Below are 15,839 nucleotides of genomic sequence, written 5' to 3'. Positions count from 1 at the left end.
TGTCGGTGGCCCTTGGTATCAAGGTGTATGAGCACATTCATGCTGATCCCAGGGGCGGGATGCGATGCGGGGTATTGGGGTCAGGTGGCCGACGAACTGCGCGGACTCGGTCATGACGCGATACCCGTGTCGCTGCCCAGCGAGGACGACTCCGCTGGGCTGGCGGAGTACGCCGACGCGGTGGTCGAGGCGATCGGCGAGCGCCGGGACGTGGTCGTAGTGGCGCATTCGTTCGGCGGATTCACCGCACCGCTGGTGTGCGATCGGGCGCCGGTCCAGCGAATGGTGTTGGTATCGGCGATGATCCCGGCACCCGGCGAGGCACCCGGCGACTGGTGGGCTGCCACCGGACACAGCACCGCCGGCGACGACGACGTGTTCTACAGCGGGCTCACCGACGAGCAGCGGGCAGCCGCGGAGAAGTACGAACGCGGCCAATCCGAAACTCCGATGACTCTGCCATGGCCCCTCGGGGCCTGGCCCGACGTGCCCACCCGGTTCATCCTGCTCCGCGACGACCGATTCTTCCCCGCCGACTTCATGCGCGAACTCGTGCGAACCCGGCTGGGGATCGAACCGGTCGAAGCCGATGGCGGGCACATGGTGATGATGTCCAGACCTGCCGAACTGGCGCGACTACTGCTCTGAGGCGGCTATTTGTCCCCCGGTGTGTACGGGATGCCGTCGGCGGCCGGGGCTACCGCTTTGCCGATGAAGCCGGCGACCACGACCAGGGTGACGATGTACGGGAGCATGCCGAGGAATTCGGTGGGGATCGGGTTGCCGGGCATGGTGTTGAGGAAGCGTTGGATGGCGCTGGAGAAGCCGAACAGCAGGGCGGCGGTGAGGACACCGAAGGGGTGCCAGCGGCCCACGATCATCACCGCGAGGGCGACGAAGCCGAGGCCCGCGGTCATGTTCTTGCTGAAGGACACATTGTTGGCGATGGTGAAGAACGCGCCGCCGAAACCGGACAGGGCGCCCGCGACGGTGACGTTCCAGAACCGCAGACGGTTGACGTTGATGCCCGCGGCGTCGGCGGCGGCGGGGTGTTCGCCGACGGCGCGGGTGCGCAGGCCCCATCGGGTGCGGAACAGCAGGAACGACACCAGGAAAACGCAGGCCAGCGCGACGTAGACGAAGATGTTCTGGTCGAACAGCACCGGTCCCAGGATCGGGATGTCGGCCAGGAAGCCCAGCGAGTCGCCGAGTTTCTGGACGCCTTCGGGTTGGTTGAGCGAGCCGTCCACGCGCATGAGTCGCTCGTAGAGGAAGCCGGTCAATCCGAGGGCGAGCAGGTTGAGGATGATGCCGGTGACGACCTGGTTGACCTGGAATCGAGTCGCGAGCCAGGCCAGCAGCAACGTCGAGCAGACACCGCTGATGGTGGCGCCCAGCATCCCGATGTAGGCGCTGCCGGAGATCGACGCCAGCAGTGCCGCGGTGAACGCGCCGGTGAGGAACTGTCCTTCGATCCCGAGGTTGATCACCCCGGAGCGTTCCGCGACGACACCAGACAGGGCGCCGAAGATGAACGGCAGCGACAGGAAAAGTGTTGTCGCCAGGACGAATTCGATCGGAAAGCCGACGCCGGGCGTGACGGTCCACGACAGTGCGGCGATCACCAACACGGCGACCCCGCCACCGATCGCGATGCCACCGAGACGCGGCAGCAGGCGATCCGGCATGGCCAACAACGCAATGCCGGCCAGCGCGGCCACCACACTCAGCGCGGCGACTACGGGGAAAGTCCCTACGGTCCAACTGGATTCGACCGTTTGATCCAGCCGGTAGGTGGTGGTCCGCCCGGCCTCCATCAGCAGCAGTCCGAGCCCGCCGAGCACGACACCGCTACCGATCAAGCCGTAACCCGCCGAGGTATACCGCCGCTGAACCTTGTCGGGCACCACGACCTGCGTACTCACCAGCCCCTCGCTTCCAAAGTATTGAGTCCACCGCGCGGCGTTCGCAGCCGCAACAGCGTTTTGACCAGGGCGGGCGCCGCGACGAACAGCACGATCACCGCCTGCAGCAACGTCGACATCTCGACCGGAATGGCGGGCTGCATGTGCAGCGTGCCGGACTTCAACGCACCGAAAAGTAGTGCGGCGGCGACGATTCCGCCGGGATGCGCGCGCCCGAGCAGCGCCACGGTGATCCCGTCGAATCCGTATTCGACCGCCGTCCCCGGATTCAGCGTGTACGGGCTCAAACCCAACGCCATCGCCGCACCACCCAGCCCCGCGAGGGCACCGGCCACACCCATGGTCGTGGTGAACGTGCGCCCGATGTCCATGCCGGCGGTCTTCGCGGCTTGGTCGTTGGCACCGACCGCACGGATCCGAAAACCGAAGGTGGACTTGCTCAGTAACCACCAGGTCGCCGCGGCCAAAGTGATGCCGATCAACAACCCGACACTGACCCGCAGTCCCGATCCAGCCCACCCCAGCAGCTGCGGCAGCCGCGCCGACTCATCGACCGGCTTGGACACCAGCTCCCGCGAGGTGACCGAATGGATGAACGTGGTCCCCAACGCCCACACCAGAAAGTACGCGGCGATGTTGTTCAGCATGATCGACGAAATGACTTCGTGCGCACCGGTTCTCGCTTTGAGATAGCCGGGTATCGCACCGAACAACCCACCCGCGAGCGCACCCGCCAGCAACGCCAACGGCAGGTGCAGCACGAACGGCAGCTCCAACGCGAACCCGATGATCAGCGCACCGAGCATCCCGAACACGAACTGTCCTTGCGCACCGATATTGAACAGGCCCGCCCGAAACGCCAGTCCCACAGCCAATCCGGTGAAGATCAGCGGCGTGGCATAGGTCAGCGTCTCCGAGATCGGGCGCAGCACCTGAGCCAGCGTCGCATCGCCCGCGAAGAACAGTTGCAGGCGACCGACATCCAGAATCGAGCCTTCGAACAGGTCCTGATACGCCGTGGCGACCGCCCACCACGATGCACTGAGCGCATCGCCGGGCCGTGCGAACAGGTAACTCCACGTCCCGCGCACGCCGGGATCGGACACGATGATCAACACCGCGCCGATCGCGAACGCCAGCAGCAGCGAGTAGACCGTCACCATCACGCTGTTGGCTTCGGTCAGATAGCGAATGAATGTGGGGCCGAACCCTTTTCGGGTCGGTTTGGTTTCTACTGTGGTGTTCACACATTCTCCGGTGAGGGATCAGGCCGGTGGCCGATCATGAGCTGGCCTACCTCTGATCTCGGGCGATCAGGCGACACTTCGCCCACGATCTGGCCGTTGAAGATGACAGCGACGCGGTCGGACAGCGCGAGAATCTCGTCGAGCTCGGCGGAGATCAGCAGCACCGCCGTGCCCGCGTCGCGTTCGGCGACCAGCCGGGCGTGGATGAACTCGATGGCACCGATATCGACGCCGCGGGTCGGTTGCGCGGCCACCAGAACCTTGCGGGGACGCGAGAATTCGCGCGCGATGACGACCTTCTGCTGGTTGCCACCCGACAGCGCCGACACGTGCTCCGTGGGACCCTGCGTGCGAATGTCGAACTGCGCGATGGCTTTTACCGCCACCTCGCGCACCGCCGCGTCGTCGACCACACCGCGTCGCGACAACGGAGCCTCTCGGTACTGGTTGAGCACGATGTTCTCCGCGACCGTGAAATCGCCGACCACACCGTCGCGCGCCCGATCCTCCGGGATGTAGCCGAGCCCGGACTCGATGCGCCGCGACGGGTGCCAGCGGGTGATGTCGGTGCCGAGCATGTCGATGGTGCCGCCCGCGGGTGCGACCGTGCCGAGGATGGCGCGCGCCAGTTCGGTCTGACCGTTGCCTTCCACCCCGGCCAAACCGACGATCTCCCCGGCGCGCACGGTCAGATTCAGGCCGTCCAGGACCGGCAGGCCCCGGTCGTCGAGGACGGTGAGGTCCTTGATCTCCAGGGCCGTCGCGCCCGGTTCGGCGGGTGACTTGTCGACCGTGAGCGTCACCTCGCGGCCTACCATGGCCGCGGCCAGCTCCGCCTCGCTGTCGCTGGGGGAAGCCTGCGCGACCACCTTGCCGCGGCGGATCACCGTGATCGTGTCGGCCACCGCCTTCACCTCCTTCAGCTTGTGGCTGATGAAGATGATCGACATCCCCGAATCTGCGAGTTTGCGCATGATCGCCAACAATTCGGCGACCTCCGGCGGGGTGAGCACCGCGGTGGGCTCGTCGAGGATCAGCAGTTCGGTATGACCCGACAGCGCCTTGACGATCTCCACCCGCTGCTGCACGCCGACAGGCAGGTTCTCGCAGATCGCATCCGGATCCAGCGCGAGGCCGAACCGGCGCGACACGTCCAGCACCGCCTGTCGGGCCGCGGCACGGTCGAGAATCCCGGCCTTGGCGTGCTCGCGGCCCAACTGGACATTGTCGGCGACGCTGAACGGACCCACCAGCTTGAAGTGCTGATGCACCATGCCGATGCCCGCCGCGATGGCGTCGCCGGGCGATCGAAACCGCACCGGCGCGCCATCGACCAGGATCTGGCCTTCGGTGGGCTCCAGAATCCCGTACAGCATGTTCATCAGCGTGGACTTGCCCGCGCCGTTCTCACCGAGCACGGCATGGATCTGGCCTGGTGTCACTTCCAGATCGATGGCGTCATCCGCGACGAAGTCACCGAACTTCTTTGTCAGGCCCCGTAATTCGAGATGCACTACTTCGGCGCGGCAGGCGAGGCGACCACCACGGTGCCCGCGACGATGTCAGCGGCCAGCTTGGTCAGTTCCTGCTTCAACGCGTCGGGGACCTTGCTGTCGAAATCGTGGAACGGGGCCAGCGCCACGCCCTTGTTGTTCAGCGTGCCCACGTAACGGCCGTCCTTGGCGCCGTCGGCGACCGCGTTGTCGATGGCGACCCGGATCGCCGAGGAGATGTCCTTCATCGACGACGACAGCATGATCTGCTTGTACTCCGGAACCGCCTGGAACCCATCGGAATCCACCCAGATCATGGTCGCGTTGCCCTTGTCCTTGATGGCCGACGCGCCACCAAGACCCACCGGACCCGCGACCGGGTGCACCACGTCGGCACCCTGCGCGAGGAAGTTCTCGGTCAGCGAGCGGCCCGCGCTGGTGTCATCGAAATTGCCGGTGAACGAACCCTTTTGGGCCACGGTGTCCCAGCCGAGCACGGCGGTGGTGGTGTTGTGCACCTTGTTGTACTGGGCCACGCCCGCGGCGAAACCGTCCATGAAGATGGTGACGGCGGGGATCTGCATGCCGCCCCACGTGGCGACCTTGCCGGTCTTGGTGGTGCCAGCGGCCAAATAGCCTGCCAGATAAGAAGACTGGGCCGCGTTGAACTCCATCGAGTACACATTCGGCAGGTCGACATGGGAGTCCACGATCGCGAACCGCTTGTCCGGGTTCTCCTTGGCCACCGCGGTCACCGCGTCGGCCATCAGCCCGCCGACCCCGATCACCAACCCACACTTCTCGTCATCGGCGGACGCGCGCAGGTTGGGCTCGTAGTCGGCACTGCTGTTGGACTGCCGGTAGCTACCCGACACCGCCGCGTTGGCGTCGACCGCGGCCTTCACCCCGCCCCAACCTGATTCGTTGAACGACTTGTCGTCGACGCCGCCCGCGTCGGTCACCATGCAGGCGCGGAACTTCGCATCGGCAGATCCGTAGGTGTTGCCGGAGGCGGCGGAGTCCTTACCGGCGGGCGGTGATCCGCAGGCGGGAAGCAGTGCGAGCGTGATAGCGGCACCAGCGGCGACGGTGGCCCGCAGGGCAGTGGCAGTTCTCATTCGTCACATTTACCCGATTTCGGACGTGGATGCTTGGAAATGAAACATTGATTTACACAACTGGCGCAGGAGAATTACCAGCACAATATGAACAGAATCATCGCGCTCGTTCCTGATCGAGTAGCAGTCTGTGACCGTGGAGCGCGGGGTGGGTTCTGGAGCGGCCGCACCGATCCGGGCCTGGACTCGCTCCGCGCGGGCGCGGATGTGCCGCCTGCGCGTCAGGTCTCGCGTAGATCGGGGGGTGACGGCGGGCGACGGCAATCCCGGTTCCATCGACCGATTCCCACTGGTGTGGACCGCCATACGGAAAGTACGATAGGTACTGTTGTGTCCAACACTCAGGGGGTTGATGTGGCGCTTGATGATTCGCACGTTCCGGTCTCGGGATCAATCCCCCGAATCGACGTAGCCCAGCGCGGCATACCCTTCGGAATCCCGAGTCCCGCAGAGCTTATCGAAGACGAGGCGTTGTGTGTCCTTGTCTACGCTCGGATCAGCGATATCTCAGGAAAGCGCGGCGACGTCGAGAAGTGCTTCAAGGGTGTCGCCAACCAACATGCAACGGCTTGTCGAATTGCCCGCCGGGAAGACTTGGTAGTTGTCAAGCGATATACCGACAATGGATACTCGGCAAGTAAAGGCGACTACCGGCCAGACTTTGAATCCATGCTGATGGACCTACATCGAGGGCATACTTGCGAGGGCTACCCAGTCCATGGCGTTATCGCGGTTGACGACGATCGAATTTGCAAGACCCCGGAACAGTGGCACCGATTTATTTCGGCGTTTCGTTCGTTTCCCGATCGCGTCTTCGCTGATGATATCGGAAAACGAGACCTGTACGCAGATGATGCTGACGATGCCGGATTGCGCAGCGTGGAAATTTCGATAGGCGAGAACCAGAAACGCCGAGCGCGAGTTCGGCGCTGGCATGAAGGGCAAGCTCGCCGGGGTATCGCTCACACCGGCGGTCGGGTGTTCGGGTACCGCGCGGTAGAGGGGCAGCCAGGGAAGATCGAAGTAGTCCCGGAGGAGGCGGATATGATCCGTCAGGCTGTGGAAGCCTGCGTTGCGGGGAACTCCCTGGCGAATATCGTTCGGCTATTCCAGGCTTCCGGTCTGAAGACCGAGAAGGGTGGCCCGTGGCGTTGCCAGACTGTCAAGCAGATCATCTCGAGTCCACGCAACGCCGGACTGCGGATTCTGGGCGAGAAAGGTGACATACTTCGTGACGACAGCGGGCAACCAGTGATCGGGGAGTGGGAAGCAATCATTTCCGCTGGTGATTGGGAAATAGTTGCGGCGCGGTACCCTCGGCGGCGCCGTAAGGCGCGTACCGACCCGTTGTCGATCGCCAAAGATGCAGGTGCCCGAAAGTACCTTTGTTCGGGGCTTCTTCGTTGCGGTAAGAGTGTAAACGGCCGAGTGTGCAACGGGGTAATGGTTGGACGTTCGACGGAGAAGGACCCCCGTAGTAGATCGAAGTATCGTTATTCGTGCAGGGCTACAGGAGATGGGGGATGCGGCGGCGTCAGTATCGCCGGGGAGGTGATCGACAAAGCCGTCTGCGAGGCAGTCCTCGATATGCTCGAATCGCGTCCGGCTGCCCAGCGGGATCCATGGCCTGGTGAGACTGCGCTTGCTGACGCCGTTCATCGCCGCGACGCCTTCGAAGCGCGGTGGAGCAGCGGAGAGGAGTCCGACGAGCGGTTCTTCCGACTGTCGATGCTGCTCGACCAAAATGTTGACACCTTGCGAAAGCTGAAGCAGGAGCACGAGCGTTCACGTGCTTCTTCGCCAGAGGTTCTGGCCCGATGGTCGGCACCGGATAGTGACGGCGGAGACGACGTGGACCGGAAGCGATCGATCATCTTCGCGGAACTGTCCGCCGTCGTGATCTACCCGGTGGGCAGGGGGACGCAGAAGCGTCCGCCCAGCAGTGTTCGCATGATCCCGCGAGACGCGGGGCAGGCAGAGCTCGCCGCGTAGAAGCGACCCGCATCCACGGTGGCCATGCCGTGGATCGAACCCGGGGTACGGTGAACGAATGAATCGGTTAGGCGAGGCCACATCGCCCTACCTGCGCCAGCACGCGGCTAACCCCGTGCACTGGCAGGAGTGGGGAGAGGAGGCGAGTAGCGAAGCGACCAGGCGAGACGTGCCCATTTTACTTTCAGTAGGGTATGCGTCTTGCCACTGGTAGCTGAGCTACTAACCCATCATGGTGTCACGTAATGGCGCACGAGTCCTTCGAGGACCCCGCCACTGCCGAGCAGATGAACGCGAACTTCGTGTGTGTGAAGGTGGATCGGGAGGAGCGGCCCGATCTGGATGCGGTGTATATGAACGCCACCGTGGCCATGACCGGGCAGGGTGGGTGGCCGATGACGTGTTTTCTCACCCCCGACGGTGCGCCGTTCTACTGCGGGACCTACTACCCGAAGCAGCCGCGTGGGGGGATGCCGTCGTTCACGCAGTTGCTCAGTGCGGTGGCCGAGACGTGGCGTGAGCGGCGTGCGGATGTGGACAAGGCTGCTCGGCAGGTGACGGATGCGTTGCAAGCGCAGTCTTCTGGGCTCCCTGAATCCGAATTCGTCGTTGGCCCTGAGCTTCTCGACAAAGCAGTGCTGGCTATCGCCGCCGATGAGGACCCGGTGCACGGAGGTTTCGGTGGGGCGCCGAAGTTTCCGCCGTCGGCGATGTTGGAAGGGCTGCTTCGCAATTGGGAGCGGACCGGGGATCAGGCGGTGTTCGATCTGGTCGAGCGCACCGCCGAGGCGATGGCGCGCGGCGGGATCTATGACCAGTTGCGGGGTGGGTTCTCGCGGTACTCGGTGGATGCCGGGTGGCTCGTGCCGCACTTCGAGAAGATGCTCTATGACAATGCGCTGCTGTTGCGCGCGTATGCCCACCTCGCGCGATGTGCGCCAGCTACACCATTGGAGTCGTTGCCGCACAGGGTGACTCGCGAGACTGTCGAGTTCTTGCTCGGTGATCTCGGGACGGCCGAAGGTGGGTTCGCGTCGGCGCTGGATGCCGACACCCACCTCGAACCGGGCGGCCCCGGCGTCGAGGGTGCCACCTATGTGTGGACGCCCGCCGAGTTGATCGGCGAGCTCGGTCCGCTCGAAGGTATGTGGGCCGCAGACGCTTTCGGTGTCACCACGGCGGGGAACTTCGAGCAGGGTACATCGGTGATGACCCGGCACAGCGATCCTGTCGACGTCGAACAGTCCTCGCGTTTCGATCGGTTGCGCGCCCAGCTGTACGCGATTCGCACGCAGCGCCCACAGCCCGCCCGTGACGACAAGGTGGTCACCGCCTGGAACGGCATGGCGATCACCGCGCTCGCGGAATCCGGTGCGGCACTGGAAGAACCCTCGTGGGTTGCCGCCGCCGTGCGCTGCGCGCGCTACCTGCTCGACGTTCACCTCGTCGACGGAAGACTGCGCCGCGCCTCCCTCGACGGTGTCGCGGGCACCCCGCCCGGCGTGCTCGAGGACTACGCCTGGTTCGCCACCGGCCTACTCGCGCTCTACCAGGCCACCGGCGAACCCGACTGGCTCGCCGCCGCACAACTGTTGCTGGACAACACCATCGAACACTTCGCCGACCCCGACCACCCCGGCAACTGGTTCGACACCGCCGACGATGCCGAAACGCTGGTCGCCCGCCCCCGCGACCCCGTCGACGGCGCCACCCCGTCCGGCGCCTCCACCCTGGCCGAAGCCCTGCTCACCGCCTCGGCCGTGGCCGACACCGAACGCGCCGTCCGTTACCGAGAACTCGCCGACCAAACCCTGGCCCGCGGTGCGATCCTGCTCGCGCGCGCCCCGCGCACAGCCGGTCACTGGCTAGCGGTCGCCGAGGCATCAGTTCGCGGCCCTTACCAAGTAGCGATCGCCGCGACCGAACAGTCCTCGGCCACAATGGAACTGCTCGCCGCGGCACGTGCGTCGGCCCCCGGCGGTTCGATCATTCTGGCCGCGCCACCGAACGCCGCACCACTGCTGACCGACCGCCCACTCATCGACGGACGGCCCGCGGCCTACGTCTGCCGAGGTTCGGTCTGCGACCTGCCGGTCACCAGTCCGACCGCCCTCACCGCAGCACTACGAAGCTAGCGCCGCGTTGTCCCCGATCTCACCTACTCGGGGGGATATCCGTCCATGTCCTGGTCCGGCCAGGAATACCGCGCAATCGTAAATCCTTGTAGCGCTTCCACTTCGACCGCTCAGCGGGAGTAGCCGCCTGCCACACCGAATCGCTGACCAACACCCGCCGCGGCGCATCCTTCGCCACGGCGGTCAGGCGGGCCGCCTCGTTGACCGCATCACCGATCACCGTGAATTCCAGACGAGTATCCGCACCCACATCACCGGCGAACACCTGCCCACGCGCGACCCCGATGCCGACGTCGAGTTCACCGGTGGCGACCACCTCGTCGCGGATCCGACGCGCGGCGCGCAGGGCGGGGGTCGCGTTGTCTTCCAGCGCGGACGGCGCACCGAAGATGCACAGCGCCGCGTCGCCCGCGAACTTGTTCACCAGTCCGCCGTTGTCCTCGGTGGCCGCCACGACCGTGGCGAGCAGCCGGTTGAGCTTGTGCACGAACTCTTCCGGTTCCATTTCCGCCGACAACTGCACCGACCCGGTGACGTCGACGAACAGCGCCGACACGATCCGCAGGTCACCGGTCAGATCGGTGGTGCCCGACAGTGCCCGTTCGGCCACCGTCGACCCCACGTGTCGACCGAACACGTCCTCGGTGTGCAGTTGGTCGCGCAGGGTGGCGGCCAGTTCGTTGACCGAATGTTCCAGCCGCCCGATCTCACTCGCGCTGCCCACCGGCACCCGCACATCGAGTTCGCCGCGGGTGATCCGGTCCAGCGCCCGGTACATCGTGCGCATCGGAGTGGCCACCGAGCGTGCGAGCAGAGCGGTGGCCAGCGCGCCGACGCCCAGGGCGACCCATGAGAACAGCCAGGCCGCGCGCACCCGATCCGATGCCGGGGTGGTGGTGTCGCTGAGGACCACGATGATGATCAGTCCCGGCAGCGCGCTCGACACCGCCCAGGTGACCAGCACACGCACCAGCACGGTCGAACTGGGATGCACGGTGGGGCCCAGCACCGCGGCGATGATCGGCACGGCGGGTCGGATCAGCCGGTCCAGGATCAGGTAGATCGCGCCGGCCGCCTCCAGCCCGCCGAGGGTGAAGCCGGCCAGCAACACGGGGACGTTGTGGTACTCGGTGAACCGGTTGACCAGCCATACCGTCAACACCACACCGGGTGCCCACAGCGCCATCGCGCGCAGGGTGACCGCGGCGGGCAGGCGGACCAGCACCCGCGCTTCGGTCGGGGTGGGTTTGCGGTTGTCGTCGAGCCAGCGCATATAGCGGCGCCGGTCGTACAGCGCGATCCCGATGCCGACCGCGAAGGCGACCACCGGATAGATCAGGATCAGCGCCGCCGCGTCACTCCAGTCGTCGCCGACCCGGCTGAACACCCCGCCCGCCCAGCAGACCAGGAAGATCGCGGTGACCCCGACCATGTTGGCGGAGATCACCACCAGCGCCAGCCCCCAGTACGACCGCAGCGCCCACCGGACCAGCCGGTTCACCGCGCACGCTCGAACCCGGCGCCCGAGGGTGCCCTGGTATCACGAGCTGCGCTGACGGGTGACACAACTACCGAGCATAGAAGGCGTGCCGGTGCGCACCGCGCGCACGCGCCGGTCAGCCGAGCACGACCAGCCAGATCGCGATGTAGTGACACAGCGCGGCGACCACGGTCATGGCGTGGAAGAACTCGTGATGGCCGAAGTCGGGCCACGGGTTGGGCCATTTGGTCGCGTACAGCACCGCGCCCACGCTGTAGATCACCCCGCCGACGGCGAGCAGCACCAGCGGCGCGACGCCCACGTTGTGCAGCAGTTCCCCGACCACCGGCACGATCGCCCAGCCCAGCAGCAGGTACAGCGGCACCCCCACCCACGCGGGCGCGGTCGGCCACAACAACTTCAACGCCACCCCCGCAATGGCGCCCGCCCACACCACGATCAGCAGCGTCTGCCCGGTCTTGCCCGGCAACCCCAGCAGCGCGAACGGCGTGTAACTGCCCGCGATGAACAGGAAGATCATCGAATGATCGGCCCGCTTCATCCGAATCCGAGTCCGCACACTGGACCAGGTCACCCGGTGATACACCGCGCTCACCCCGAACAGCGCACACACCGAAATCCCGTACAGCAACGTCGACAACCCCGCGGTCAGCGAGGTGAGAAACCCGAACACCACGAGCACAGTCACCGCAACAGCGGCAACCCCCACCGCCCAGGTGTGAATCCACCCCCGAAACCGCGGCTTCCCCACCCCACCGACCTCAGTCAGAACCGCCTCCACGAAACCTCCCAAGACAGAAACCTACGGTACCGTAGGTTATCGACTTCAGGTTACGGCAAGCCGGGGAGACGGGGCAGCGGCGGCCCAGGCGTAGTGTGCGGGCTGTGGAGTTTCTTGGTCGGGTGCGTGGATTGCCGTACCGCATCTACGAAGCCAGGCTGTCGCAGCAGCTGGTAGACAAGCAGCACCCTCGTCATGTCGCGGTCATGTGCGACGGCAATCGTCGCTGGGCGCGCGAGAACGGGTTCACCGATGTCAGTCACGGCCATCGCGTCGGTGCGTTGAAGATCGCCGAGCTGGTGGGTTGGTGTTCGGATCAGGGCATCGAGATGGTGACCGTGTACCTGCTGTCCACCGAGAATCTGCGCCGCGATCCCGAAGAGCTCGAGACCCTGTTCGAAGTCATCACCGACGTGGTCGAGGAGTTGTCCGCCCCGGAGCAGAACTGGAGTGTGCGGATCGTCGGGTCGCTCGAGGGGTTCCCCGAGTTGATCGCCGAGCGTCTGCGGGTGGCCGCCGAGCGCACGAGTGGGCGTGACGGCGTGCACGTCAATGTCGCGGTCGGGTACGGCGGTCGGCAGGAGATCACCGATGCGGTGCGTTCGCTGGTGCGGCAGGAAATCGCGTCGGGGGAATCCGATGAGGATCTGGTGCAGTCGATTACGGTCGACGCGATCGGTCAGCACCTGTACACCTCCGGCCAGCCGGACCCGGATCTGGTGATCAGAACCTCTGGGGAGCAACGGCTTTCGGGGTTCCTGTTGTGGCAGAGCGCCTATTCGGAGATCTGGTTCACCGAGGCGTACTGGCCGGAGTTCCGCCGCGTCGACTTCCTGCGTGCCCTAAGGGATTACGCCGCACGTCACCGCCGTTTCGGCGTGTGATGTCGTAGGGGTCGCGTACTCTGCGATCAGTGCAGCCCGAACAGCCTTCTTACATCAGCTATGAGGAGTTCGGCAGGCGTTTCCTGGAATACGCCGTGTCCGAGCAGCGCATCGCCGACGCCTTCGGCCAACTCACCGGTGCCGCTTTCGATTTCGGGCCCGTGGGTGTCGGTCCGGGACGACTGGCGAAGGTCACCGCGCAGGTGGAGCTGGGCCAACCGCGGATCCTGCGTTTCGTCGACGCGTTCATCTCCTTCGAACTGACCATCCCGTTGCATGTGGATCTGGTGCTGGATCTGGCGGTGGACCGGTCGCGTTTCCGGGTCGACGGCACCGTGCACCTGCATCTGACCGCGCGCACCGCCGACCCGTTGCGGGTGGTCATCGACATCGCCGAACCGCGCCCCGGCGACGTGCGGGTCAATGTCGCCAGCAATTCCAAGCGCGGCGAGTTGTTGCGCGTGCTGGCCAGTGTCGATCACGAGATCCGGCGGTTCGTCGCCCGGTATATCGCGCAGGAGATCCGCAAACCCGAGATCGCGGCGGTGCGCAATATCGACGTGGCGACCAGGCTCGACGCGGCCTGGACCTTGTAGCGCGTAACCCCCGATACGGTGCCGCCACGGGCTAGGCTGCCACCCGAGACCAGGCCGGATGACAGGGGTGAGCTGTGGGGATTGTTTCGAAGGCGAGCGTGTGGTGCGCGGTGCTCGGCGTGGCGGCGGTGTTGGCCGGCTGCGGTGAGGTCGACAAGCCCGCGCTGCCTCGGCTGACCCCCGAGCAGGAACAAGCCGCGAAGGGTTCGGTGTTCGCCTACCGCACCGGTTCCGAATTGGCGGTGGTGCGCGGCAGCGAAACCATCCGCGCGACAGGCAGTTTCGGCTACTCCTCGGGCACGGTGTCGTTCACCAGCGACGGTCAGTACGCGTTCGCGGTGGAGCCCAACACCAAGGCCTTGGTCGCGCTGGGCGTGCGCGACGGCTCCGTCACCCGCATCGACTGCGAGTGCACCGACGCCGTGGCTTTGCGCGGTTCGGTGGTCGGTTGGTGGCGCGAACCGGGCCAGATCGTGAGCATGGACCTGGCGGGCACCGAACCTCCCGCGGCCGAACGCGAGATCGAACTGCCGGATTCGCCGAGTCCGCTCACCGGCGGCGCGTGGGACGGCGCCAAACTCGTTGCCGCCACCGATGAATACGTGCTGCTGGCCCGGGTCGAATCGCGCGGACTGTGGTGGGAGAAGAGCCACCTGTACGCCATCGGCGCCGACACCATCCTGCCGCTGGGCCGCGTGCCCGGGATCGACGCGGGACTGTCGGCCGCCGCCGGACCCGACGGTCACACCTTCGTGCTGGCCGGTGCCACCGCGCGCAGTGCGACCTGCGGCAGCGGCAATGTGGCCACCATCGACGCCACCACCAACGGTGTCCGCTCGCTGCCGACCCTGCCCGGCGAATGCTCGGCCGCCTACAGCCCGCGCTGGAGCGCCGACGGTTCGATCACCATCGCCACTCGCAAATGGATCGACGCCGTCGGCGCGCCCAGCATGGTCGACCGTTTGCAGTCCGCGGCGCAGGGGTGGGCGCCGGTCGCGGAGTACCCGGTGGTCGACCTGCTGCCGCGCGCGCAGGAGTCCGCGGTCGAGGTGGTTGCCGGTGACCCCACCGACGCGCGCGGCACCCCCAGCGGCGTGCTCGTGATCCAAAAGGGCACGGCCCGTGAGGAACTCGCGAAGCAGGTCGTGTCGCTGGGTGCCCCGGTGGGCACCAACTGATCAGAGTTTGCGCAGTCGCAACCGGTTGATGGTGTGGTCGGAGTCCTTGCGCAACACCAGGGTTGCGCGCGGACGCGTGGGCAGGATGTTCTCCACCAGGTTGGGTCGGTTGGTGGAGTTCCAGATGTCGCGCGCGGCCGCGGTGGCCTGCTCGTCGCTGAACGCGGCGTAGTGGTGGAAGTGCGCGTCGGGGTCGGCGAAGCCGGTCTTGCGGAGCGCGAGAAAGCGCTGCACGTACCAGTTTTCGATGTCCTCGATGCGGGCGTCGACGTAGATGGAGAAGTCGAACAGGTCCGACACCATCAGTCGCGGACCGGTCTGCAGCACGTTCAAGCCCTCGACGATGAGAATGTCGGGCTGATGCACGCAGTGCTTCTCGTTGGGCACGATGTCGTAGGACTTGTGCGAATACACCGGCGCACACACCTCTTCCGCGCCCGACTTCACCTCGGTGACGAACCGCAGTAGCTTGCGCCGGTCGTAACTCTCGGGGAAACCCTTGCGGTGCATGATCCCGCGACGGGTGAGTTCGGCTGTGGGATAAAGGAATCCGTCGGTGGTCACCAGATCCACGCGCGGGTGGTGATCCCAGCGCGCCAGCAGCGCCTGCAGCACACGCGCGGTGGTCGACTTGCCGACCGCGACACTGCCCGCGACACCGATCACGAACGGCACCTGCTTGTCGGGATGTTTCTCCCCGAGGAAGGTGGCGGTGGCGGCGAACAACCGCTGCCGTGCCGCGACCTGCAGGTGGATCAGTCGGGCCAGCGGCAGGTAGACCTCGGCGACTTCCTCGAGGTCGATCTGCTCACCCAGACCGCGCAGTCCGGTCAGTTCGTCCTCGGTCAGCACCAGGGGAGTCGACTTGCGCAGGGTGCGCCACTGGCTTCGATCGAACTCCACGTAGGGGCTCGGTTCACTCATCCGTGCCACCTACCCGATCCTCCGTCCGGGCGCATACGTACAGCTTCGCTGCCCGTCTGGTGGGA

The 15,839-nt window shown here is 65.8% G+C and carries 12 protein-coding genes and 1 pseudogene; 6 read left to right on the top strand and 7 right to left on the bottom strand.

The features are described from left to right. Positions 1–39: 39 nt before the first annotated feature. A complete protein-coding gene (locus ACFWU5_RS19480) occupies positions 40–648 on the top strand; it encodes an alpha/beta fold hydrolase (protein ID WP_379268166.1) in 609 nt (202 codons plus the stop codon). 5 nt (positions 649–653) lie between these two features. On the opposite strand, the gene ACFWU5_RS19475 is transcribed toward ACFWU5_RS19480, so the two are convergent. From ACFWU5_RS19475 to ACFWU5_RS19460, 4 genes are read right to left on the bottom strand one after another with little or no spacing between them, the layout of a single operon-like run. After that, the gene (locus tag ACFWU5_RS19475; RefSeq protein WP_379239935.1) at positions 654–1,925 is read right to left on the bottom strand and encodes an ABC transporter permease; all 1,272 of its coding nucleotides are present in this window, start codon (positions 1,923–1,925) and stop codon (positions 654–656) included. Beyond that, the gene (locus tag ACFWU5_RS19470; RefSeq protein WP_379239936.1) at positions 1,922–3,172 is read right to left on the bottom strand and encodes an ABC transporter permease; all 1,251 of its coding nucleotides are present in this window, start codon (positions 3,170–3,172) and stop codon (positions 1,922–1,924) included. The genes ACFWU5_RS19475 and ACFWU5_RS19470 overlap by 4 nt, the downstream gene beginning before the upstream one ends. Next, complete coding sequence (locus ACFWU5_RS19465; protein ID WP_379239937.1) at positions 3,169–4,686, bottom strand: ABC transporter ATP-binding protein; 1,518 nt, start codon at positions 4,684–4,686, stop codon at positions 3,169–3,171. Before ACFWU5_RS19465 ends, ACFWU5_RS19470 begins: the two co-directional genes overlap by 4 nt. Then, positions 4,686–5,783 carry a BMP family protein gene (locus tag ACFWU5_RS19460; protein WP_379239938.1) on the bottom strand — a complete coding sequence of 366 codons (1,098 nt, stop codon included), beginning with the start codon at positions 5,781–5,783 and terminating at the stop codon, positions 4,686–4,688. Before ACFWU5_RS19460 ends, ACFWU5_RS19465 begins: the two co-directional genes overlap by 1 nt. Before the next feature lie 330 nt (positions 5,784–6,113). Here ACFWU5_RS19460 and ACFWU5_RS19455 point away from each other — a divergent pair, with 330 nt between their 5' ends. Both ACFWU5_RS19455 and ACFWU5_RS19450 read left to right on the top strand, forming a co-directional pair. Beyond that, a complete protein-coding gene (locus ACFWU5_RS19455; RefSeq protein WP_379239939.1) occupies positions 6,114–7,775 on the top strand; it encodes a recombinase family protein in 1,662 nt (553 codons plus the stop codon). 58 nt (positions 7,776–7,833) lie between these two features. Then, positions 7,834–9,910: pseudogene (locus ACFWU5_RS19450) on the top strand (thioredoxin domain-containing protein). A 19-nt stretch (positions 9,911–9,929) separates the two neighbouring features. On the opposite strand, the gene ACFWU5_RS19445 reads toward ACFWU5_RS19450, so the two are convergent. Next, the gene (locus tag ACFWU5_RS19445; RefSeq protein WP_379239940.1) at positions 9,930–11,411 is read right to left on the bottom strand and encodes an adenylate/guanylate cyclase domain-containing protein; all 1,482 of its coding nucleotides are present in this window, start codon (positions 11,409–11,411) and stop codon (positions 9,930–9,932) included. Between the two features lie 115 nt (positions 11,412–11,526). Further along, positions 11,527–12,162, bottom strand: coding sequence for a hemolysin III family protein (locus tag ACFWU5_RS19440; RefSeq protein WP_379239941.1), 636 nt, complete (start codon positions 12,160–12,162; stop codon positions 11,527–11,529). Positions 12,163–12,287: 125 nt separating this feature from the next. Here ACFWU5_RS19440 and ACFWU5_RS19435 point away from each other — a divergent pair, with 125 nt between their 5' ends. From ACFWU5_RS19435 to ACFWU5_RS19425, 3 genes are all read left to right on the top strand, one after another. Continuing rightward, a complete protein-coding gene (locus tag ACFWU5_RS19435; protein ID WP_379239943.1) occupies positions 12,288–13,076 on the top strand; it encodes an isoprenyl transferase in 789 nt (262 codons plus the stop codon). 29 nt (positions 13,077–13,105) lie between these two features. Beyond that, positions 13,106–13,672 carry a hypothetical protein gene (locus ACFWU5_RS19430; protein WP_379239944.1) on the top strand — a complete coding sequence of 189 codons (567 nt, stop codon included), beginning with the start codon at positions 13,106–13,108 and terminating at the stop codon, positions 13,670–13,672. A gap of 74 nt (positions 13,673–13,746) precedes the next feature. Beyond that, positions 13,747–14,850, top strand: a complete 1,104-nt coding sequence (locus tag ACFWU5_RS19425) for a hypothetical protein (RefSeq protein ID WP_379239945.1) — start codon at positions 13,747–13,749, stop codon at positions 14,848–14,850. Here the strand turns inward: ACFWU5_RS19425 and coaA are convergent, their stop codons facing one another. Beyond that, positions 14,851–15,783, bottom strand: coding sequence for a type I pantothenate kinase (coaA, locus tag ACFWU5_RS19420; protein ID WP_379239946.1), 933 nt, complete (start codon positions 15,781–15,783; stop codon positions 14,851–14,853). Positions 15,784–15,839: the final 56 nt, after the last annotated feature.

The organism is Nocardia sp. NPDC058640 (assembly GCF_042716995.1).
GTDB lineage: Bacteria > Actinomycetota > Actinomycetes > Mycobacteriales > Mycobacteriaceae > Nocardia.
This window is presented reverse-complemented; position numbering and strand designations above follow the sequence as displayed.